We start from the raw sequence: 20820 nt of genomic DNA on the forward strand, positions 1-20820 counted from the left end.
TTTATTTTATTGTTACGTTATAACATATCGGAATAATTTTTATGCAGCGCGATATCCATCCGTTTTACCGGACCGTGGTGTTTCACGACACCAGCGTAAATGAATATTTTAAAGTGGGCTCGACGATCAAAACCGACCGCGAGATTGAGCTGGACGGGGTGACTTACCCCTACGTGACGATCGAAGTCTCTTCTGCTTCACATCCTCATTACACCGGCAAACAGAAAGTCTTCGTCAATGAAGGCGGCCCGGCGCGCTTCCAGCAGCGTTTTGGCAAGTTCTTTGGCGGGAAGGAGTCTTAAGAAATGCAGGTATTGAATTCACTTCGCAGTGCAAAACAGCGCCACCCCGATTGCCAGATTGTGAAGCGTAAGGGGCGGCTGTATGTGATTTGCAAATCTAATCCGCGTTTTAAAGCGGTGCAGGGACGGAAGAAACGTCGCTAGCGGTTATCGCTCACCCGCAGGTTGCTGGCGGGTGAGTGAGAAGACATCATAAAACGACAGTTCCCCTTTGCGGTTGAGCATTTTGTGCAACAAAGATTTTTGCTCTTCATCCACGCCTGGGGAGTTAAGAATTTCATCGATCAGCGCCGTGGGCACGTTGCGGGTGTTGTACCATTCGCCGTTATAGCAAACGCGCAGGTCGAGAACGTCAATATCGCTGTAGCGGTAGCGAGGGTTGACGTCAAAGAAGAAAAACGCGTTCATCAGCGCGAACAGCACGACCAGCAGCCATACTGAGCCCGCCAGGGTTTCTGATTCCAGCATTACCCACATTGTGGCAAACCAGCCGATATACATGCCGATAAATAATCCGGGATGCTTGCGGATAAAACTGATACTGAAGCGCGGGCGGTTATCGCGCTTTTCAGTTTCATTCAGATGTTCGATGGTATTGGTAAGCAGGCGCTGAATTTCTGACATGGTGTGCCTTCTAAGTTATCTGTTTCGGTTGTACGCGTGGCCAGACTATTTTAAGAACCAGGGACCAGGCAAAAAAGTAACAGATAAGCCAAAAATAACCATAACAGTTAACAAGCCTGACCGACTTAAAGTGTCTTAATGATACGGGCCGGGTTACCCACCACAACGCAGTTGGCTGGAATATCTCTGGTCACTACCGAGCCTGAACCCACCACCACATTATCACCAATGGTGACGCCCGGATTAATAACCGCGCGTCCGCCAATCCAGACGTTATTGCCAATTGTCACCGGCTTGCCAAGTTCGACGCCGCTATTTCGTGTTTCTGCATCCAGGGGATGGGTCGCGGTATAAATATGAACGCCAGGTGCCAGCATACAGTTGTCACCAATGCGAATAGGACAAGGGTCCAGCATGACGCATTCAAAATTGGCGTAGAAGTTTTTACCCAGGTAGATGTTGTAGCCATAGTCGCAGCGGAAAGTGGGTTCGATGTAAGCCCCTTCGCTCTGGCCAAGCAGCTCGGCGAGGATCTCATCGCGGTACGCCTGTTCGTCCGGCGAACTTTGGTTGTAGCGATGCAGCAGTTGGCGTGCTTTGTGGCTCTCCAGCTGCAGGGTTTCGTCTCCAGGCCGGTATAGCTCTCCGGCAATCATTTTACGCTTTTCTTCACTCATCACGGGTTCCCTCTTCAGTGGCCTGCAAGGCTACCTGAATTTCGGAAGAAAAGAGTGGGTATCGTTCCCCGAGCGTGATGGACCTCACGTCGCAGACTGCGGCGCGGAAGGTTAGCGTTGAGGAGTGCTGGCGGTATTTCGCTGGCTGGTTAACGGGCGTTAATCCAAACCTGTGTAACATCGACTGAGACAAACCAGACAATAACAGAAGATAAAATGTGATTTTAAATATTATTTAATAAGACAGCTATTAACGAATAAATTTCCACACTGAGGGTGGGATTTTATCATACAGTTTATTCATCGTCAGTTCTGCAAGACGGTGGTCGGCTGCTGAATAAAATACCGCCAGTTCATTATCTGATAATTCATATTTATTTTTTTCTATTACGCGTTCCAGCGTATCAATTGTCTGACAACGCCGCAGGCGCATCAAATAATCGGTCTTAGTGAGCTTGGTAGTCATAAATTCGCCTTAAGTATTTTAATATTTTTAGAACGAGTGGCTTACTGGGTTAGCGCGACTCTCACTGATGAAACATCTGAACAAGCGATTCCCTGATTTACGCCACCGCTGCAAGTCCTGTGCGTTAATGCCGTAATTGCTAAATAACATGAAAGTATCGTCCAGGTATTCATCAATCTGTTCAATCAATTTGCTCTCATCTGGATACTTAATCTTATAATTAAGCGCCGATGCTGCAATGTGCTCAATCAATTCATTCAACTGCAGATTAATGGCCGACGTAGGATCATTAACCCACCCATGATTGCTCTCACCAAGATTGGTCAGACAATCGTGATACAGACTCTCACAGAGGAACTTAAGCTGCGCGATGTCGTGCCGCTTTGGTGAGTATTCGTCCATAGTGCTGCCCCTTTTATCGGTAAACCAAATGATAAACACAACGGGTTGGGGTGGACACACCTGAAGAGGTGAAGAACTGTTGCCACGATTATTACATGTGCTGTAACTATAAATCAATATTGCCTGGATTTCATGCGGCTCTAACGAAAAATTACAATTAAGTTAAAAAAGGAGAATACGTTACTAAATGTGAATTAAAACTTTAGTATGAATTTTAACTTAAATTCTCAGGCAGTCATTAACCCATAATCGGTAATATTTATAACTTTCAGCTGGTTAATCCATCTATAAGACTATTCTGTATCCGGCTAAAAATCAGGCGTTAATTTGTAAGAATATTCCCAAATAAATGTAACACTTCGGTTTTTGTTGTTTCGTTAATCATGGATTAACGAGCATTTAAGCGTTATTTTTTCCGAAATGAGGCGGCATTTATGTTGAAGATAATGCGGAAGAGAGAAGTGAATGTGGAAATAAGAAATCTGAATTAACAATACTGAAACCGGTTTCTGTATTCATAAAAAAGGCCGCATTACGCGGCCTTTTGTTATGTGATTGAACGGCTTACTGGTGATGCTCTACCGCATGTGCATGTTCAATATCTTCACTCTTGCGGCTAAAGCGGCGGCGTACCACCACGAAGAACACCGGCACGAAGAAGATAGCCAGCACGGTCGCGGTCACCATACCACCCATTACACCGGTACCTACGGCGTTCTGCGCGCCACTGCCCGCACCGGTACTGATAACCAGCGGCATTACCCCGAGGATAAACGCCAGAGAAGTCATCAGGATCGGACGCAGACGCATACGCACGGCTTCCAGCGTCGCTTCAATCAGACCTTTGCCTTCTTTCTCCATCAGATCTTTGGCGAATTCAACGATAAGTATCGCGTTCTTCGCCGACAAACCAATGGTTGTTAGCAGACCAACCTGGAAGTAAACGTCGTTGGTGAGGCCACGCATCGTTGCCGCCAGCAGGGCACCGAATACGCCAAGCGGAACAACCAGCATGACCGAGAACGGAATTGACCAGCTCTCATACAGCGCCGCCAGACACAGGAAGACCACAATCAGCGAGATGGCGTACAGGGCAGGGGCCTGGTTGCCGGACAGGCGTTCCTGGTAGGACATGCCCGTCCAGTCAAAGCCAATGCCGGTTGGCAATTTCGACGCAAGCTGTTCCATCATGTCCATTGCTTCACCGGTACTTTTACCCGGTGCTGCCTGGCCAAGAATTTCCATGGACGGTAAGCCATTGTAACGTTCCAGACGCGGTGAACCGTATTCCCAGCGTGAGGTAGAGAACGCGGAGAACGGTACCATCTGGCCGGAAGAGCCACGCACGTACCAGTTACCGATGTCGCTTGGCAGCATACGGTATGGCGCTTCGGCCATGACGTACACTTTCTTCACGCGGCCACGGTCGATGAAGTCATTGACGTAGCTGCCGCCCCAGGCTGCGCCCAGCGTGGTATTGATATCGCTGATGGATACCCCCAGCGCCTGTGCTTTTTCCTGATCGATATCGATTTTGAACTGCGGTGTATCTTCCAGACCGTTCGGACGCACGCCAACCAGCAGGTCAGGGTGCTGGGCAATCATGCCGAACAGCTGGTTACGAGCCTGAGTGAGCTGCTCGTGGCCAAGGTTTGCCTGGTCAATCAGCTGGAAGTCAAAGCCGGTTGCGGTACCCAGCTCGACAATCGCCGGCAGGTTAAAGGCAAAGACCATTGCATCTTTAATCTGCGAGAAGGTGCCCATCGCACGGCCTGCAATAGCCGGAACTTTGTTCTCTTCTCCAGAGCGCTCACTCCAGTCTTTAAGCGACACGAACGCCAGACCGGTATTCTGACCACGACCGGAGAAGCCGAAGCCGTTAACGGTAAACACTGAGTTAACGTTGGCTTTCTCTTTCGTCAGGAAGTAATCCGTGACTTCATCCAGCACTTTCTGCGTACGTTCCTGGGTTGCCCCCGCAGGCAGCTGCGCCATGGCTAACAGCACGCCCTGGTCCTCGTCCGGCAGGAACGAGCTTGGCAGACGAACAAACAGAACTGCCATGCCGACAACAATCAGCAAATACACCACCAGATAGCGGCCGGTGCTGCGCAGAATGTTACCGACGCTGTCGGTGTAGTGGTGCGTGCTCTTGTCGAACATTCTGTTGAACCAGCCGAAGAACCCTTTCTTGTCATCGTGATGACCTTTCGGGATTGGCTTAAGCATGGTTGCACAGAGTGCAGGAGTCAGGATCATCGCGACCAGTACCGACAGCACCATCGCCGAAACGATAGTAATCGAGAACTGACGATAGATGGCACCGGTAGAGCCGCCGAAGAAGGCCATTGGGACAAACACTGCAGACAGTACCATCGCGATACCGACCAGTGCGCCCTGAATCTGACCCATGGATTTACGCGTGGCTTCCTTCGGTGGCAGTCCATCTTCCACCATCACGCGCTCGACGTTCTCAACCACAACGATGGCGTCATCCACCAACAGGCCTATCGCCAGCACCATGCCGAACATCGTCAGGGTGTTTATCGAGTAGCCAAAGGTGGCAAGGATAGCGAACGTGCCCAGCAGTACCACCGGTACCGCAATGGTTGGAATCAGCGTTGCCCGGAAGTTCTGCAGGAACAGATACATAACCAGGAACACCAGCACGATAGCTTCGACCAGCGTTTTCACCACTTCGTTAATGGAGATTTTAACGAACGGCGTGGTGTCGTACGGATATACAACTTTCAGGCCTGCCGGGAAGTAAGGCTGAAGTTTTTCTACCGTGGCGCGTACCGCTTCGGCGGTATCCAGGGCGTTAGCACCTGTCGCCAGTTTTACACCCAGACCGGCAGCAGGCTGGCCGTTATAGCGAGCGATAACGTCATAGCTTTCGCCGCCCAGCTCAACTTTTGCCACGTCTTTCAGCAGTACGCGAGATCCATCCTGATTCACTTTCATCAGGATTTTGCTGAACTCTTCTGCTGATTTCAGACGGGTTTGCGCAATGATGGAGGCGTTCAACTGCTGACCTTTGACCGGCGGAGTCCCACCGAGCTGGCCCGCTGCTACCTGGGCGTTTTGTGCCTTGATAGCGTTGATCACATCCACCGGCGTCAGCTGGTAGTTGTTCAGTTTGTTCGGATCCATCCAGATACGCATCGCGTACTGAGCACCAAACAGCTGAACGTCACCGACACCGTGGGTACGGCTGACCGGGTCTTTAATGGTTGCGCCAACGTAGTCTGCAATATCCTGCTGGTTCATTGAACCGTCGGTGCTGATCATACCCAGTACCATCAGGAAGCTGCTTGAGGACTTCTCAACGCTAACCCCTTGCTGCTGTACTTCCTGCGGCAGCAGCGGCATAGCCAATTGCAGTTTGTTCTGCACCTGAACCTGTGCGATATCGGCATCGGTGCCGGAATCGAAGGTGATGGTGATTTGAACGGTACCAGAGGAATCACTGGTAGAGGACATGTATAACAGGCCATCGATACCGTTCATATTCTGTTCGATAACCTGGGTTACTGAATCCTGTACCGTTTTCGCATCTGCACCCGGGTAGTTAGCTGAGATCTGAATTGCCGGTGGCGCGATCGTAGGATACTGCGCGATAGGCAATTTCATGATCGCAAGCGCACCCGCCAACATAATAATGATGGCGATTACCCAGGCAAAGATGGGGCGATCGATAAAAAACTTAGACATGTCTTAACGGCTCCTGTTTGAGTTAAGACTTCGGTTGTTCTGACTGCGCGCCTGCGGCGGGTTGCTGTTGGCCTTTATTGTCTTCCGCAACTTCCTGCGCTTTTACCTGAACACCCGGTTTTACTTTCTGTAGGCCGGTAACAATCACGCGATCGCCTGTTTGTAACCCATCGGTAACCAGCCATTTGTCGCCGATCGCCTGGCTGGTTTGCAGCTGGCGAACTTCAACTTTGTCATCCTTCCCAACAACCATCGCTGAAGCATCACCGCGTGGAGTACGAGTTACCCCCTGCTGCGGAACCAGGATGGCATTCGGGTTAACGCCTTCTTCCAGTTTGGCGCGAACAAACATTCCTGGCAGCAGGGTTTTGTCCGGGTTAGGGAAGATAGCGCGCAGGGTGATAGACCCGGTGGTCTGGTCAACGGTCACTTCAGAGAATTCCAGCGAGCCTTCCTGAGGGTAGGCAACGCCGTTGTTCATCGTCAGCTGGACTTTCGCTTTACCGTTTTCCTGTTTCAGTTTGCCGTCGGCCAGCTCCTGCTTCAGGCGCAGGAAGTCATCGCTGGATTGGGTCACATCCACATAAATCGGGTCAAGCTGCTGGACGGTGGCGAGGGCGGTGGTTTGCCCGCTGGTAACCAGCGCACCTTCGGTGACCGCGGATTTCCCGATGCGGCCGCTGATAGGCGAAGTGACTTTGGTGTAGGCCAGGTTGATACGAGCAGTTTCCACCGCGGCTTTTGCTGCGACGACGTCAGCGTTTGCCTGCTGTGCGGTTGCCGCAGCCGTATCGTAGTCAGACTGGCTGATGTACTTGGTGCCCAGCAGTTTCTGGTAACGTTTGACGGTCAGCTGTGCAAGATTCGCGCTGGACTGGGCTTTCGCCAGGTCGCCTTTCGCGCTGTCGTAGGCAGCCTGATAGGTGGCAGGATCGATCTGATACAGCGAAACACCGGCCTGAATGTCGCTCCCTTCAGTGAAGTTACGCTTCAGAATAATGCCGCTAACCTGAGGACGAACTTCTGCGATGCGGAAGGCGTTGGTGCGTCCTGGAAGCTCAGTAGTAATCTGCAATGGCGCGCTTTTCAGAGTCACTACACCCACTTCCGGGGCGTGCGGCGCACTCTGCTGAGTCTCTTTCTCGTTACATCCTGTAAGCGCTAAGCTGCCTGAGAGCATCAGAACGGCCGCCAGAGGCGTAAACCCTCTGTTTTTGTTCATATGTAAACCTCGAGTGTCCGATTTCAAAGTTGTTCAATGGATCAAATGTCCACAAACCCATTGCTGTGTTTATATTATCGTCGTGCTATGGTACATACGTTCACAAATGTATGTAAATCTGACTAAAGTAAATTCACTCACTTATGGCACGAAAAACTAAAGCTCAGGCGCTTGAAACCCGCCAGCACATCCTCGACGTTGCGATTCGCCTGTTTTCACAACAGGGCGTCTCTGCGACTTCGCTAGCGGATATCGCGCAGGCTGCCGGGGTAACTCGTGGTGCAATTTACTGGCATTTCAAAAATAAGTCGGAATTGTTTAGTGAGATCTGGGAGCTAACCGAATCCAGTATTGGTGACTTAGAGATTGAGTATCGGGCAAAATATCCAGACGATCCACTCTCGGTGATAAGAGAATTACTCATTTATATCCTACAGGCAACGGTGACAGAAGAGCGCCGGCGCCTGATGACCGAAATCATTTTCCACAAGTGTGAGTTTGTAGGCGAACTCGAAGTTTTGCAGCAGGCCAGACGCACGCTTTATATGGAAGGAAATGAGCGTATCGAAGCCGCTTTACAGCGCTGTATCGACGCCGGAAAACTCCCTGCAGGCCTGCGCCTTTCCCTCGCCGTCACGCTGATGCGCAGCTACATTACCGGGCTGATTGAGAACTGGCTGGTGGCTCCGGAAACCTTTGATTTACATGCTAAAGCGTCAGACTTTGTCGCCGTCCTGCTGGAGATGTTCCAGCTTAGCCCCACGCTGAACAAACCGGCGTAACTTTCGGCTGCCATTCACCCGATAAATCATTTGAGATTCCTCCGAGGGCGATTGCTATTCTGCGCCCTGAAGCCGTGTTATTCTGCGCGTCTTCCGTGGCCTTTTACTTTTAGCTGGCACTCACATGCGCAGCACCGTAATGACTCAACCATGACTACCCAGCCCAACGCTCTGTCGCGGACTTCCCGTTCCGCATTGATTCTTTTCCTGTTTTTGTGTGTTTCCGTCCTGTTGCCTTTTTCTGTGGCCCAGGCGGCGGCAGGCAATGGCGATTTGCCTACAAAGGCAGAGGTGCAGTCGCAGCTGGACTCGCTGAATAAGCAAAAAACGCTGACGCCGGACGATAAGCTTACCCAGAAAGATCTCACCGAAACGCTTGAGATGCTGGACAAGCTCGACCGCGTGAAGCAGGAAACGGCACAGCTCAAAACCACGGTTGCCCAGGCACCGGACAAGCTGAAGCAGGCGACCGACGCGCTGAATTCGCTGAGCACGCCAGCCGATGACGAAGCGACGCGTAAAACGCTGGGTTCGCTTTCCCTTCGTCAACTGGAAGCCCGGCTGACCGGCGTGCTGGATCAGCTGCAGTCGGCCAACAACGATTTATCCACGCTGAACAGTCAGCTGGTGTCGCTGCAAACCCAGCCTGAGCGCGTGCAGAATGCCATGTACAGCGCCTCTCAGCAGCTTCTGCAGGTGCGTAACAGGCTGAACGGCACCACGCCGGGGGAAGCCACTCTCCGTCCAAGCCAGCAAAACTTGCTGCTGGTGCAGCAGGCGCTGTTGAATACCCAAATTGAGCAGCAGCGGAAAAGCCTGGAAGGTAACACCGTTTTGCAGGATGCGCTGCAAAAACAGCGTGACTATACCAACGCCAATATTGGGCAGCTTGAGCACACGCTTCAACTGCTGCAGGAAGCGGTTAACAGTAAGCGCTTAACACTGACGGAAAAAACGGCTCAGGAAGCCGTCACGCCGGACGACGCCGATGCCAGCGCGGTGCAGAATAACCCGCTGGTGCGTCAGGAACTGGACGTTAACCACCAGCTCAGCCAGCGGCTGATTAACGCCACTCAAAGCGGAAATGAGCTGGTTCAGCGCAATATCCGCGTTAAAAACTGGCTCGATCGTGCGCTACAGTCCGAGCGTAATCTGAAAGAACAAATCTCGGTGCTGAAGGGCAGCCTTTTGCTGTCGCGCATTCTTTATCAGCAGCAGCAAACGCTGCCGTCAGCCGACGACCTGGAAGACCTCACCAACCGCATCGCCGACCTGCGCCTGGAGCAGTTCGACATCAACCAGCAGCGTGATGCGCTGTTCCAAAGCGACAGCTACGTCGACAAGATTGTCGGAGGGCATAAAAACGAGGTTAACGACGAAGTTCACGACGCGCTGATGCAGGTGGTGGACATGCGTCGTGAGCTGCTGGACCAGCTCAACAAGCAGCTGGGCAACCAGCTGATGATGGCGATTAACCTGCAGATTAACCAACAGCAGCTGATGAGCGTCAGCAGCAGCTTGAAGAAAATGCTTACCCAGCAAATCTTTTGGGTGAACAGTAACAAACCGATGAACTGGGAGTGGATCAAATCCTTCCCGGGCGCGCTGCACGACCAAATCAAAGGCATGAAGCTGGATATCAGCTGGCACAAAGTGCTGGACGGGCTGTTTATGTCGCTGTTCACCGCGCTGCCGTTAATGCTGCTGGCCGGGCTGCTGCGCTGGCGCTACAAGTGGATCGACAGGCAGCTGGCTAAGCTGGCCTCGGAGGTCGGGCAGCTGCGCACGGATACCCAGCTCAACACGCCTAAGGCGATTCTGCTCAACTTCCTGAAAGTGCTGCCGCTGACGATGGCCATTCTCTCGGTGGGGCTGGTATTGCTGTTTATGCAGCTCAATATCAGTGAGCTGCTGTGGGCGTTTGCCAAAGAGCTGGCGCTGTTCTGGCTGGTGTTTGGCATGGCCTGGCGCATTCTGAGCAGCCGCGGTCTGGCCGTGATCTGGTTTAACATGCCGGAGCACCTGACCCGTCATTATCGTCGCCAAATCGTGCGCATCAGCTTTGCCTTGCTGCCGCTGCTGTTCTGGTCTGTCGTCGGCGAGATGTCACCGCTGAACCTGATGGACGATGTGCTCGGGCAGTTTATGATCCTCCTTAACCTACTGCTGATCACCGCCCTGGTTATCCCGATGTGCCGCGACAACTGGCGGGACAAAGAGTCCCATCCGATGCGGCTGCTGACCATTACGGTGCTCTCCATTGTGCCGGTCGCGCTGCTGGTGCTGACCGCAACCGGCTATTTCTATACCACGCTGCGCCTGGCTAATCGCTGGATAGACACAGTTTATCTGGTCATTATCTGGAACCTGATTCACCAGACGGTGATTCGTGGTCTGAGCGTTGCGGCACGCCGTATTGCCTACCGCCGCGCGCTGGCTCGCCGCCAGAATATGGTTAAAGAGGGGGCAGAGGGCGCAGAGCCGGTCGAAGAGCCGCCGCTGGCGCTGGATCAGATCAACCAGCAAACCATGCGTTTGACCATGCTGCTGATGTTCGCCCTGTTCGGCGTGGTGTTCTACGCCATCTGGTCGGATTTAATTACCGTCTTTGCCTATCTCGACAGCATCGTGCTGTGGCATTACACCGGCAGCGAAGCCGGCGCCACGGTGATGAAAAACGTTACGATGGGCAGCATCTTGTTCGCGCTAGTGGCGACGATGGTCGCCTGGGCGCTGATTCGAAACTTGCCGGGCCTGCTGGAAGTGCTGGTTCTGTCGCGGCTGAAAATGCGCCAGGGCGCCTCTTACGCCATTACGACCATCCTCAACTACGCCATTATCGTGATTGGAGCGATGACGGTGTTTGGCTCGCTGGGCGTGTCGTGGGACAAACTGCAGTGGCTGGCGGCGGCACTGTCGGTGGGCCTGGGCTTTGGTTTGCAAGAGATCTTCGGTAACTTCGTTTCCGGCCTGATCATCCTGTTTGAACGCCCGGTCCGCATCGGCGATACCGTTACCATCGGGACATTCTCCGGTAGCGTCAGTAAGATCCGCATCCGTGCGACGACAATCACCGACTTTGACCGTAAAGAAGTGATCATTCCGAACAAAGCGTTTGTGACCGAACGACTGATCAACTGGTCGCTGACGGACACGATCACCCGCGTGGTGATCAAGCTCGGCGTGGCGTATGGATCCGATCTCGATAAAGTGAAAGCGATCTTGCTGAAGGCGGCGATGGAACATCCGAGAGTGATGCACGACCCGGAACCAGCGGTGTACTTCACCACGTTTGGCGCCAGCACGCTTGACCATGAACTGCGCCTGTATGTCCGTGAACTACGCGACCGCAGCATTACCGTGGATGAGCTGAACCGCGCCATTGACAGATTGTGCCGTGAAAACAATATCAACATCGCCTTTAACCAGCTTGAAGTGCATCTGCACAATGAAAAAGGCGATGAACTAACGGAAGTGAAGCGTGATTTAGGCAAAAACGGCGGTCTGCTGCCGCCGACCAGCCAGCCTTAATCGCCGGCGGGAGGCGTTTGTGCTTCCCGCTGCTTACGCAGAAAATCCTGACGGACAATGTCCAGCGCCGCGAGGGCGGTGTCCGTTGGGATCTGGTGCTGCTCCAGCAGCATGATTAAATCGACGGCCAGTTTGACCTCGTCCGGGGCGTTATCCAGCGACATTCTTGCTCCTTAGTTGGGGTTAACTCAGCCCGCGTTCGCGTCTTTCAATGGCTTTTTCTATGCGGGTCAGCGCCTGACGACAGCGCTGCAGGCGGCCTTCCAGCGCGGCCAGTTCTCGCTGAAGCTTTTGCTGGCCAGCAAGCGTGGTTTGCAGGGAAAGCTGGCTTTCTCTATCGCTCACCATCGCCAGCAGCCTGCGTTCGTAATCCTGATGGGTAGCCAGTTTTTCGTACAGGTTTTCCTGCACCTTTTGCTGCGGCTCGCTTTGGCGTAAATGCGCGGTGGCCAATTCCCGCTGTAGCGCGGCAATCTGTGCCACCAGCTTTTCGGCGATAAATGCCACCTGGTCCGTTTTACCGTGGCTGACGCTAAGCTGAAGCTGGGCGAGATTAGCCTGAGCTTCCTGGAGATAGTCTTTCAGCTGCGTGCTGTGGGTATGGAAAAGCTTGCGGTCGAAGCGCGCCTGGCTTGCCCGAAGCAGGGCGACCGGCTCAACGGCGGCGGCCAGCTCGGCGACCCGGGTTTCCAGGGCTTGTAACAGCGAAGCGGTTTTCACAGAATGGCTCTCCAGGGATTGTCAGAGGTTACAGCATGAAGCGTCTTATTCTACTCATCATCGGCTGGCTGGCGGTAGTGCTTGCGACGCTTGGCGTGATATTACCGCTGTTGCCGACCACGCCATTTTTGCTGCTGGCCGCGTGGTGTTTTGCCCGCTCGTCGCCGCGTTTTCACCACTGGCTGCTGTACCGTTCATGGTTTGGCAGCTATCTGCGGCACTGGCAAACGCACCGCGCGATGCCCCGCGGATCTAAGCCAAAAGCTATCCTGTTTATTCTTGCCACCTTCGCGCTTTCGCTATGGCTGGTGAAGATAGTGTGGGTTAGAATTTTGCTGCTGGTGATACTTTGTGCGCTGTTGATCTTTATGTGGCGCATTCCGGTGGTTGATGAAGCGCAACAAAAGCGATAAACCGCAGCAGAAGCTGTTGCAATTGTCGCGTCCAGCCAGTAAATTCGAGCGTTTTCGAGCACGGGTACAGCTGGTTAACCGTTAACCAGTGGTTCACATTTGAACCCACAGGTACTCTGTTTAGTATCATGTTTTTAGCAGGCATAAACCGATGACCGCGACTGCGCAGCAGCTTGAATATCTCAAAAACAGCATTAAAAGCGTTCCTGATTACCCAAAACCAGGAATTCTGTTCCGTGACGTGACCAGCTTGCTGGAAGATCCGAAAGCATATGCCACCAGCATTGCGCTGTTAGTTTCTCGTTTCAAAGACGCCGGTATCACCAAAGTGGTGGGCACCGAGGCCCGTGGCTTCCTGTTTGGTGCTCCGGTTGCGCTGGAGCTGGGCGTGGGGTTCATTCCCGTGCGCAAACCTCGTAAGTTGCCGCGCGAAACCATCGCCGAAAGCTACGAGCTGGAATACGGCACCGACAGCCTTGAAATCCACGTAGATGCCATCAAACCGGGCGATAAAGTGCTGGTCGTGGACGATCTGCTGGCTACAGGCGGGACCATTGAAGCGACGGTGAAACTGATTCGCCGCCTCGGTGGGGAAGTGACTGATGCCGCTTTCGTTATCAACCTGTTTGACCTCGGCGGCGAGCAGCGTCTGGAAAACATGGGCGTGAAAAGCTTCTGCCTGGTGCCTTTCCCGGGCCACTAAGCTTCTTCGACCTACAGGCCTCGCCCAGCGGGCGGGGCTTTAGTTTAGAGACAAACGCCCAAAAAACGTGGTTTTTAGGCGTTTGGGCAAGCCAAAAGTTCATATCCTTTGCTTTTTTGAGGCGAAGAGAATGCTTTTAAAGCGTCAATATCCAGTCAGATATCACAAGCCTCGCCCAGCGGGCGGGGATTATGTTAGCATTACCCCCTCGATTCACCTTTCCCGCGAACCAGAGCCTAACTCCAGATGAGCTACCAGGTCTTAGCCCGCAAATGGCGCCCCCAAACTTTTGCTGATGTTGTCGGCCAGCAACACGTACTGACCGCGCTGGCTAATGGTTTGTCGCTGGGCCGCATCCACCATGCGTATCTTTTTTCCGGCACTCGTGGGGTGGGGAAAACCTCAATCGCCCGTCTGCTGGCGAAAGGGCTGAATTGCGAAACCGGTATTACCGCAACCCCTTGTGGCGTCTGCGATAACTGCCGCGAAATAGAACAGGGCCGCTTTGTCGACCTGATTGAGATAGACGCCGCCTCGCGCACCAAAGTAGAAGACACCCGCGATCTGCTGGACAACGTGCAGTACGCCCCCGCGCGTGGCCGCTTTAAAGTCTATCTTATTGACGAAGTGCACATGCTCTCGCGCCACAGCTTTAACGCGCTGCTTAAGACGCTGGAAGAGCCGCCTCCGCACGTAAAATTCCTGCTGGCAACTACCGATCCGCAAAAGCTGCCGGTGACCATTCTTTCTCGCTGCCTGCAATTCCACCTGAAAGCGCTGGATGTCGAACAGATCCGCCATCAGTTGGAGCACATTCTTGGTGAAGAGAAGGTCGTGAGCGAGCCCCGCGCGCTGCAGCTGTTAGCCCGCGCGGCGGACGGCAGCCTGCGCGATGCGCTGAGCCTCACCGACCAGGCGATTGCCAGCGGCGACGGGCAGGTCACCACCGCCGCCGTCAGCGCTATGCTCGGCACGCTGGATGATGACCAGGCGCTGTCGCTGATTGAAGCTGTCGTCCAGGCTGACGGCCAGCGAGTCATGGCATTGCTGAACGACGCAGCCGCGCGCGGCGTGGAGTGGGAAGCTCTGCTGGTAGAAATGTCCGCGCTGTTGCACCGCGTGGCGATGGTTCAGCTTTCTCCATCTGCCCTTGGCAGCGATATGGCAGCCATCGAACAGCGCATGCGAGAGCTTGCCCGCGTTGTTCCCCCGGCCGACGTGCAGCTTTATTACCAGACATTGCTGATTGGCCGCAAAGAGCTGCCGTGGGCGCCGGATCGCCGCATGGGCGTAGAAATGACGCTGCTGCGCGCGCTGGCTTTCCATCCGCGCAAGCCGCTGCCTGAGCCGGAAGCACCTCGCCAGGCGGCAAGCATTCCGGTGATTAACCCGGTCTCACACCAGCCAGCGGTAAGGCAGCAGCAGGCGGCACCGCCGCCGGACCGGGAAGCCCCTCCGCTGCCGGATGCCACCAGCCAGATCCTCCAGGCGCGCAGCCAACTGATGCGCCAGCAGGAGGCTGATAAAGCAAAAAAGAATGAGCCGGCAGCGCAACGACTAGCGCGGCCGGCAAAAAGCTCCGCGCTGGAACGTTTGGCCTCGGTGACCGAACGCGTTCAGGCGCGCCCTGCGCCGACGGCGCTGGAAAAACCAGCGAAGCCTGAAGCCTATCGCTGGAAGGCACAAAATCCGACGGAAGTCGCCCCTGAACCGGTCGCTACGCCCAAGGCGCTGAAAAAGGCGCTTGAGCATGAAAAAACGCCGGAGCTAGCGCAGAAGCTGGCCGAAGAGGCTATCGAGCGCGATGAATGGGCGGCGGAAATCAATCAGCTGGTGCTGCCAAAGCTGGTACAACAGCTGGCGCTTAACGCCTGGAAAGAGGTGGACGGCAACCGGGTTTGCCTGCATTTGCGTCCTGGCCAGCGCCACCTGAATTCGCCATCGGCGCAAAAAACGCTGTCAGATGCCCTGAGTTCGCACCATGGCGAAGCGATAGAACTGACTATTATTGAAGATGATAATCTGGCTCGCCGTACGCCGCTGGAGTGGCGTCAGGCTATCTACGAAGAGAAGCTGGCGCAGGCGCGCGAGGCGATGAGCAACGACAGCAATATTCAGACTCTGCAAAGGTTCTTTGATGCTGAGCTGGATGAAGATAGTATTCGCCCTGTTTGATATGCCTCGCCTGGCGCGGCATAGTGTGAAACCCTGATAGCCACTCTCGCATTCTGTGAGGGCTGGCCCGATGAAAGAGAGAAGATTATGTTTGGAAAAGGCGGTCTGGGTAACCTGATGAAGCAGGCCCAGCAGATGCAGGAAAAAATGGCCCAGGCTCAGGAAGAAATCGCCAACATGGAAGTCACCGGCGAGTCCGGCGCGGGCCTGGTGAAAGTCACCATCAACGGGGCGCACAACTGCCGCCGTGTCGAAATCGACCCAAGCCTGATGGAAGATGACAAAGAGATGGTTGAAGACCTGGTTGCCGCAGCCTTCAACGATGCCGCTCGCCGTATCGGCGAAGCGCAGAAAGAAAAAATGGCTGGGGTGTCCAACGGCATGCAGTTGCCACCGGGCTTCAAAATGCCATTCTGATGATTTTCCGCCTTCTCCCGCCCGGGAGAAGGCCGTTTTCTTACTCCTCGTCCAGCGCCTGATAGCTCTCCGCCAGAAAATCAATCAACGCCCGCACCGCAGGTAACTGCCCTCGTCGTGAAGGGAAGACCGCATGCACGATCTCCATTCTTGCTCGCCATTCTGGCAACACGTGAACCAGCTTGCCCCGCGCCAGCGCGTCGTTAAGCATCAGCTTCGGGAGCTGCACGACGCCAATCCCGTTCAGCGCCGCGGTACGCAGCGCGATCATATCCGTCGTCACATAGCGGGGCTTGTGGTGAACAATCACCTCCTGCTGTTCCGGGCCAAACAGGCACCAGCGATAAGTTTGCTGCGGCCTGTCCAGCGCCAGGCTTGGCCAGTGGGCGAGATCTGTAGGTGCCGCAGGCATACCCTGGCGGGCGACCAGATCAGGGCTGGCGACCAGGCACATGCTGCGGGTGGCCAGCTTGCGCATCACCAGGTCGCTGTCTTCCAGCGGCAAAGGACGCACGCGAATAGCTAAATCAACGTTTTCGTTCAGCACGTCCACGCGGCGGTTGGTTTCCTCAAGCTGAATCACAATCTGCGGATAAAGCTGCATAAAGCGCGCCAGCATATCGCCGACGTGGACATGCAGCAGCGCTATCGGACAGGTGAGGCGGATCAGCCCTCGCGGCTCTGACTTGAGCGTGTCGATGGCTTCCTGCGCCGCTTCTGCTTCAATCATCATTGCCTTGCAGTGGCGGTAGAAAATCTGCCCGGCTTCGGTGACCGTGAAGCTCCGCGTCGAGCGCTGCAGCAGGCGGGTTTCAAGCCGCTCTTCCAGCAGCGCAATGCGGCGGCTCAGGCGGGACTTTGGAATGTCGATAACCCGGCTGGCGGGGGAAAAACCGCCGTGGTCTACCACCTGCACGAAGTACCACAGATCGTTTAGGTCCTGCATTTCTATTGTCCTGATTATGGAACACTGAGTCCATTTTAGCACTCTACCGGGCTGAGCGTCTGACGGGTAAGCTTTATCCCATCAGAAACAACCCTTGTGGAGAGAATCATGAAATCAATTCTTGGCGTCTACACCGCACCGGCTTCCCACTGGGTGGGGGATGGTTTCCCGGTTCGGTCGCTGTTTTCGTACTCAAAATTTGCCGAGCAGCTTAGCCCGTTCCTGCTGCTGGACTACGCGGGCCCGGCGGAATTTAAGCCGAGCAATAAAGGCCAGCGCGGCGTGGATCAGCATCCGCATCGTGGCTTTGAAACCGTGACCATCGTCTACAAAGGCGAAGTGGCGCATCGCGATAACGCGGGCAACGGCGGTGTGATTGGCCCGGGTGACGTGCAGTGGATGACCGCCGGGAGCGGCATCCTTCACGAGGAATACCATTCTCCGGCATTCAGCGAAGCGGGCGGCAGCCTGGAAATGGTGCAGCTGTGGGTTAACCTGCCTGCAAAAGACAAAATGACCGCGCCTGGCTATCAGCCGATTACCGACGGCGATATTCCGGTGGTCGATTTGCCGGACAATGCCGGTAAGGTTCGCGTGATTGCCGGTGAGTTTGACGGAACCAAAGGCCCGGCCAGGACCTTCTCGCCAATCAGCATTTGGGATTTGCGCCTGAACCCACAAGGCGTTACGCAGTTGGCGGTGAAAGACGGCTGGAACACGGCGCTGGTGGTGTTGAAAGGCACGGTGCTGGTCAACGGTGAAGAGGTGGCGCGTGAAGCACAGCTGGTAGTGCTGGATGCCAAAGGCGAAAGCGTGACCCTCGAAGCCAATAATGACGCGGTGGTTCTGTTGCTCAGCGGTGAGCCTCTGAATGAGCCTGTGGTGGGTTATGGCCCGTTCGTGATGAACACCAAAGAGGAGATTCATCAGGCCATCGATGATTTTAATCAGGGCCGTTTCGGCAAAGACATCGCGTAAACTTTTCCCCCGGCGAGCCTTCGTGCGGGGGATATCTTTTCCTATACCCATCCGCGGGGCTAATGTTAGGCTATAGCCCACTTTTTTCTCACAAGCCCGAGCGATGCAAACCAGTCCTTTACTCTCAGCCCTTATGGAATCCCTGCGCTGCCTGCCCGGCGTTGGCCCGAAATCCGCCCAGCGTATGGCGTTTGCCCTGTTGCAGCGCGACCGCAGCGGCGGCATGCGTCTGGCTCAGGCGCTGACCCGCGCCATGTCCGAGATTGGCCACTGTGCGGATTGCCGTACCTTTACCGAGCAGGAAGTTTGCTCCATTTGCTCCAATCCACGTCGCCAGGAAAACGGCCAGATTTGCGTGGTGGAAAGCCCGGCGGATATTCACGCCATCGAGCAAACCGGCCAGTTCTCAGGCCGCTACTTTGTCTTAATGGGGCACCTCTCGCCGCTGGATGGCATTGGCCCGAACGATATTGGACTGGATCGCCTTGAGCAGCGCCTTTCCAGCGAGCCGATGAAAGAAGTTATTCTTGCCACTAATCCGACGGTAGAAGGCGAAGCCACGGCGAACTACATTGCCGAGCTGTGCGCGCAGTACGGCGTTGAAGCCAGCCGTATCGCCCACGGGGTGCCGGTGGGCGGCGAGCTGGAAATGGTGGATGGCACCACGCTTTCACACTCGCTGCTGGGTCGCCATAAGATTAATTTTTAATCGGTTGGGGGAGGTTTTTGCCTCCTCCAGCTTGAAAAGGCACAAATCGCTACCATATCCCCCTCAACGTTTTCTTCATCCCGTATGATTTTGTTGAGGTATCAATGACCATGAAAGGACAAGAGACCCGCGGTTTTCAGTCAGAGGTAAAACAGCTTCTGCACCTGATGATCCATTCTCTCTATTCAAACAAAGAAATCTTCCTGCGTGAGCTGATCTCCAACGCCTCCGATGCGGCAGACAAGCTGCGCTTCCGCGCCCTGTCTGACGCCAGCCTTTACGAAGGTGACGGTGAACTGCGCGTTCGCGTCTCTTTTAACAAAGACAACCGTACCCTGACTATTGCCGATAACGGCATCGGCATGACCCGTGATGAAGTTATCGATCATCTGGGCACCATTGCTAAATCCGGCACCAAGGCTTTCCTCGAGTCCATGGGGTCTGACCAGGCGAAAGACAGCCAGCTTATCGGCCAGTTCGGCGTAGGCTTCTATTCTGCGTTTATCGTGGCGGACAAAGTCACCGTTCGCACTCGCGCCGCCGGTGCCAGCGCGGAGCAGGGCGTGTTCTGGGAGTCTGAAGGCGCGGGTGAATACACCGTGGCCGACATTGAGAAAGTCGATCGTGGTACCGAAATCACGCTGCATCTGCGTGAAGGCGAAGATGAGTTCCTCGACGACTGGCGCGTTCGCTCCATCATCAGCAAATATTCTGATCACATCGCTCTGCCGGTTGAGATTGAACAGCAGGAAGAAAAAGACGGTGAGACCATCGTTAGCTGGGAAAAAATCAACAAAGCTCAGGCGCTGTGGACCCGAAGCAAATCCGAAGTTAGCGATGACGAATACAAAGAGTTCTACAAGCACATCGCTCACGACTTTACCGACCCGCTGGCCTGGAGCCACAACCGTGTAGAAGGGAAGCAGGAGTACACCAGCCTGTTGTACATCCCTGCGCAGGCGCCGTGGGATATGTGGAACCGTGACCACAAACACGGGCTGAAACTCTACGTGCAGCGCGTGTTTATCATGGACGATGCCGAGCAGTTCATGCCGAACTACCTGCGCTTCGTGCGTGGCCTGATAGATTCTAACGATCTGCCGCTGAACGTTTCCCGTGAAATCCTGCAGGACAGCCGCGTGACCCAGAACCTGCGCAGCGCGCTGACCAAGCGTGTGCTGCAGATGCTGGACAAGCTGGCGAAAGACGATGCTGAGAAATACCAGACCTTCTGGAAAAACTTTGGCCTGGTGTTGAAAGAAGGCCCGGCGGAAGATAACGCGAACCAGGAAGCTATCGCTAAACTGCTGCGCTTCGCGACCACGCACAACGACTCCTCCGCGCAGACCGTGTCGCTGGAAGAGTATGTCTCCCGCATGAAAGAAGGCCAGGAGAAGATCTACTACATCACCGCGGACAGCTACGCGGCGGCGAAGAGCAGCCCGCACCTGGAACTGCTGCGTAAGAAAGGCATCGAAGTCCTGCTGCTTTCCGATCGCATCGACGAGTGGATGATGAGCTACCTGACCGAGTTCGACGGGAAAGCGTTCCAGTCAGTCAGCAAGACCGATGAATCACTGGATAAGTTGACGGACGAAGAAACCGAAGAAGCGAAAGAAGCTGAGAAGGCGCTGGAGCCGTTCGTGGACCGCGTGAAAACCCTGCTGGGCGAGCGTGTGAAGGAAGTGCGTCTGACGCATCGCCTGACCGATACCCCGGCGATCGTCACCACCGACAGCAACGACATGAGCACCCAGATGGCGAAACTGTTTGCCGCTGCGGGCCAGGAAGTGCCGGAAGTTAAGTACATTTTCGAGCTTAACCCGGAGCATGCGCTGGTGAAACGCGCTGCGGATACGCAGGATGACGCGCAGTTTAGCGAGTGGGTTGAGCTGCTGCTTGACCAGGCGCTGTTAGCTGAACGCGGCCAGCTGGAAGATCCTAACCAGTTCATCCGCCGCATGAACCAGCTGCTGGTTTCTTAAGTCGGATTGATTATCTGACAAAAACCACCTGTATCGACAGGTGGTTTTTTTTCA

Annotated in this window: 20 protein-coding genes and 1 other annotated feature; of the genes, 11 read left to right on the forward strand and 9 right to left on the reverse strand. The window is 54.6% G+C overall.

The window, feature by feature from the left end:
- Nucleotides 1-41 precede the first annotated feature (41 nt).
- Nucleotides 42-302: a type B 50S ribosomal protein L31 gene (locus WFK85_RS02885; protein ID WP_008460319.1), complete on the forward strand. Its 261-nt coding sequence runs from the start codon at nucleotides 42-44 to the stop codon at nucleotides 300-302.
- Between the two features lie 3 nt (nucleotides 303-305).
- On the forward strand, nucleotides 306-446 hold the full coding sequence (ykgO, locus tag WFK85_RS02890) for a type B 50S ribosomal protein L36 (protein ID WP_003859006.1): 141 nt from the start codon (nucleotides 306-308) through the stop codon (nucleotides 444-446).
- A gap of 3 nt (nucleotides 447-449) precedes the next feature.
- Here the strand turns inward: ykgO and WFK85_RS02895 are convergent, their stop codons facing one another.
- The 6 genes from WFK85_RS02895 to WFK85_RS02920 form a co-directional block, all read right to left on the reverse strand.
- Nucleotides 450-926: a YlaC family protein gene (locus WFK85_RS02895; protein WP_008460303.1), complete on the reverse strand. Its 477-nt coding sequence runs from the start codon at nucleotides 924-926 to the stop codon at nucleotides 450-452.
- Nucleotides 927-1051: 125 nt separating this feature from the next.
- Nucleotides 1052-1603: a maltose O-acetyltransferase gene (gene maa, locus WFK85_RS02900; RefSeq protein WP_008460300.1), complete on the reverse strand. Its 552-nt coding sequence runs from the start codon at nucleotides 1601-1603 to the stop codon at nucleotides 1052-1054.
- Nucleotides 1604-1853: 250 nt separating this feature from the next.
- Nucleotides 1854-2069, reverse strand: coding sequence for an HHA domain-containing protein (locus WFK85_RS02905; protein ID WP_008460299.1), 216 nt, complete (start codon nucleotides 2067-2069; stop codon nucleotides 1854-1856).
- Between the two features lie 27 nt (nucleotides 2070-2096).
- Nucleotides 2097-2471 (reverse strand): Hha toxicity modulator TomB, encoded by a 375-nt coding sequence (gene tomB, locus WFK85_RS02910; RefSeq protein WP_008460297.1) that lies wholly within the window; start codon nucleotides 2469-2471, stop codon nucleotides 2097-2099.
- 564 nt (nucleotides 2472-3035) lie between these two features.
- Entirely contained in the window at nucleotides 3036-6185 is a 3150-nt protein-coding gene (acrB, locus tag WFK85_RS02915) for a multidrug efflux RND transporter permease subunit AcrB (protein ID WP_166990600.1), read from the reverse strand.
- Between the two features lie 22 nt (nucleotides 6186-6207).
- Nucleotides 6208-7407 carry an efflux RND transporter periplasmic adaptor subunit gene (locus WFK85_RS02920; protein ID WP_166871834.1) on the reverse strand — a complete coding sequence of 400 codons (1200 nt, stop codon included), beginning with the start codon at nucleotides 7405-7407 and terminating at the stop codon, nucleotides 6208-6210.
- Between the two features lie 143 nt (nucleotides 7408-7550).
- Here WFK85_RS02920 and acrR point away from each other — a divergent pair, with 143 nt between their 5' ends.
- Entirely contained in the window at nucleotides 7551-8189 is a 639-nt protein-coding gene (acrR, locus tag WFK85_RS02925; protein ID WP_336706755.1) for a multidrug efflux transporter transcriptional repressor AcrR, read from the forward strand.
- Nucleotides 8190-8339: 150 nt separating this feature from the next.
- Nucleotides 8340-11720 (forward strand): mechanosensitive channel MscK, encoded by a 3381-nt coding sequence (gene mscK, locus WFK85_RS02930; RefSeq protein ID WP_336706757.1) that lies wholly within the window; start codon nucleotides 8340-8342, stop codon nucleotides 11718-11720.
- Here the strand turns inward: mscK and rsmS are convergent.
- A complete protein-coding gene (rsmS, locus tag WFK85_RS02935) occupies nucleotides 11717-11884 on the reverse strand; it encodes a pleiotropic regulatory protein RsmS (RefSeq protein ID WP_008460289.1) in 168 nt (55 codons plus the stop codon). The two genes, mscK and rsmS, sit on opposite strands and share 4 nt — an antisense overlap.
- A 19-nt stretch (nucleotides 11885-11903) precedes the next feature.
- Nucleotides 11904-12440 (reverse strand): primosomal replication protein PriC, encoded by a 537-nt coding sequence (gene priC / locus WFK85_RS02940; RefSeq protein ID WP_008460286.1) that lies wholly within the window; start codon nucleotides 12438-12440, stop codon nucleotides 11904-11906.
- A 35-nt stretch (nucleotides 12441-12475) separates the two neighbouring features.
- Here priC and WFK85_RS02945 point away from each other — a divergent pair, with 35 nt between their 5' ends.
- From WFK85_RS02945 to WFK85_RS02960, 4 genes are all read left to right on the forward strand, one after another.
- Nucleotides 12476-12853: a DUF454 family protein gene (locus WFK85_RS02945; protein ID WP_166990606.1), complete on the forward strand. Its 378-nt coding sequence runs from the start codon at nucleotides 12476-12478 to the stop codon at nucleotides 12851-12853.
- Between the two features lie 151 nt (nucleotides 12854-13004).
- Complete coding sequence (gene apt / locus WFK85_RS02950; RefSeq protein ID WP_008460281.1) at nucleotides 13005-13556, forward strand: adenine phosphoribosyltransferase; 552 nt, start codon at nucleotides 13005-13007, stop codon at nucleotides 13554-13556.
- A gap of 246 nt (nucleotides 13557-13802) precedes the next feature.
- On the forward strand, nucleotides 13803-15731 hold the full coding sequence (gene dnaX, locus WFK85_RS02955; protein WP_166990608.1) for a DNA polymerase III subunit gamma/tau: 1929 nt from the start codon (nucleotides 13803-13805) through the stop codon (nucleotides 15729-15731).
- Nucleotides 15067-15131, forward strand: a sequence feature (DnaX frameshifting element). Its footprint overlaps the gene before it by 65 nt.
- A gap of 87 nt (nucleotides 15732-15818) precedes the next feature.
- Entirely contained in the window at nucleotides 15819-16148 is a 330-nt protein-coding gene (locus WFK85_RS02960; protein ID WP_008460260.1) for a YbaB/EbfC family nucleoid-associated protein, read from the forward strand.
- Between the two features lie 40 nt (nucleotides 16149-16188).
- Here the strand turns inward: WFK85_RS02960 and WFK85_RS02965 are convergent, their stop codons facing one another.
- On the reverse strand, nucleotides 16189-17094 hold the full coding sequence (locus WFK85_RS02965) for a LysR family transcriptional regulator (protein WP_166990611.1): 906 nt from the start codon (nucleotides 17092-17094) through the stop codon (nucleotides 16189-16191).
- Between the two features lie 108 nt (nucleotides 17095-17202).
- On the opposite strand from WFK85_RS02965, the gene WFK85_RS02970 reads away from it, so the two are divergent.
- The 3 genes from WFK85_RS02970 to htpG all read left to right on the forward strand — a co-directional run bounded on the left by WFK85_RS02970 (nucleotide 17203) and on the right by htpG (nucleotide 20766).
- Nucleotides 17203-18072, forward strand: a complete 870-nt coding sequence (locus WFK85_RS02970; protein ID WP_008460257.1) for a pirin family protein — start codon at nucleotides 17203-17205, stop codon at nucleotides 18070-18072.
- A gap of 103 nt (nucleotides 18073-18175) precedes the next feature.
- Nucleotides 18176-18781 carry a recombination mediator RecR gene (gene recR / locus WFK85_RS02975; protein WP_336706759.1) on the forward strand — a complete coding sequence of 202 codons (606 nt, stop codon included), beginning with the start codon at nucleotides 18176-18178 and terminating at the stop codon, nucleotides 18779-18781.
- Nucleotides 18782-18891: 110 nt separating this feature from the next.
- A complete protein-coding gene (gene htpG / locus WFK85_RS02980; protein WP_008460253.1) occupies nucleotides 18892-20766 on the forward strand; it encodes a molecular chaperone HtpG in 1875 nt (624 codons plus the stop codon).
- Nucleotides 20767-20820 lie beyond the last annotated feature (54 nt).

Source organism: Cedecea sp. VD22, assembly GCF_037150195.1.
In the GTDB taxonomy this organism is placed as follows: Bacteria; Pseudomonadota; Gammaproteobacteria; order Enterobacterales; family Enterobacteriaceae; genus Cedecea.

What these genes read in the sequence shown, in the direction of transcription:
- WFK85_RS02965 (WP_166990611.1), bottom strand. Translation starts at nt 17,094, where the DNA reads ATGCAGGACCTAAACGATCTGTGGTACTTCGTGCAGGTGGTAGACCAC.
- WFK85_RS02970 (WP_008460257.1), top strand. Translation starts at nt 17,203, where the DNA reads ATGAAATCAATTCTTGGCGTCTACACCGCACCGGCTTCCCACTGGGTG.
- rsmS (WP_008460289.1), bottom strand. Translation starts at nt 11,884, where the DNA reads ATGTCGCTGGATAACGCCCCGGACGAGGTCAAACTGGCCGTCGATTTA.
- WFK85_RS02905 (WP_008460299.1), bottom strand. Translation starts at nt 2,069, where the DNA reads ATGACTACCAAGCTCACTAAGACCGATTATTTGATGCGCCTGCGGCGT.
- htpG (WP_008460253.1), top strand. Translation starts at nt 18,892, where the DNA reads ATGAAAGGACAAGAGACCCGCGGTTTTCAGTCAGAGGTAAAACAGCTT.
- WFK85_RS02945 (WP_166990606.1), top strand. Translation starts at nt 12,476, where the DNA reads ATGAAGCGTCTTATTCTACTCATCATCGGCTGGCTGGCGGTAGTGCTT.
- apt (WP_008460281.1), top strand. Translation starts at nt 13,005, where the DNA reads ATGACCGCGACTGCGCAGCAGCTTGAATATCTCAAAAACAGCATTAAA.
- ykgO (WP_003859006.1), top strand. Translation starts at nt 306, where the DNA reads ATGCAGGTATTGAATTCACTTCGCAGTGCAAAACAGCGCCACCCCGAT.
- acrB (WP_166990600.1), bottom strand. Translation starts at nt 6,185, where the DNA reads ATGTCTAAGTTTTTTATCGATCGCCCCATCTTTGCCTGGGTAATCGCC.
- maa (WP_008460300.1), bottom strand. Translation starts at nt 1,603, where the DNA reads ATGAGTGAAGAAAAGCGTAAAATGATTGCCGGAGAGCTATACCGGCCT.
- mscK (WP_336706757.1), top strand. Translation starts at nt 8,340, where the DNA reads ATGACTACCCAGCCCAACGCTCTGTCGCGGACTTCCCGTTCCGCATTG.
- dnaX (WP_166990608.1), top strand. Translation starts at nt 13,803, where the DNA reads ATGAGCTACCAGGTCTTAGCCCGCAAATGGCGCCCCCAAACTTTTGCT.
- acrR (WP_336706755.1), top strand. Translation starts at nt 7,551, where the DNA reads ATGGCACGAAAAACTAAAGCTCAGGCGCTTGAAACCCGCCAGCACATC.
- WFK85_RS02960 (WP_008460260.1), top strand. Translation starts at nt 15,819, where the DNA reads ATGTTTGGAAAAGGCGGTCTGGGTAACCTGATGAAGCAGGCCCAGCAG.
- WFK85_RS02920 (WP_166871834.1), bottom strand. Translation starts at nt 7,407, where the DNA reads ATGAACAAAAACAGAGGGTTTACGCCTCTGGCGGCCGTTCTGATGCTC.
- WFK85_RS02885 (WP_008460319.1), top strand. Translation starts at nt 42, where the DNA reads ATGCAGCGCGATATCCATCCGTTTTACCGGACCGTGGTGTTTCACGAC.
- tomB (WP_008460297.1), bottom strand. Translation starts at nt 2,471, where the DNA reads ATGGACGAATACTCACCAAAGCGGCACGACATCGCGCAGCTTAAGTTC.
- WFK85_RS02895 (WP_008460303.1), bottom strand. Translation starts at nt 926, where the DNA reads ATGTCAGAAATTCAGCGCCTGCTTACCAATACCATCGAACATCTGAAT.
- recR (WP_336706759.1), top strand. Translation starts at nt 18,176, where the DNA reads ATGCAAACCAGTCCTTTACTCTCAGCCCTTATGGAATCCCTGCGCTGC.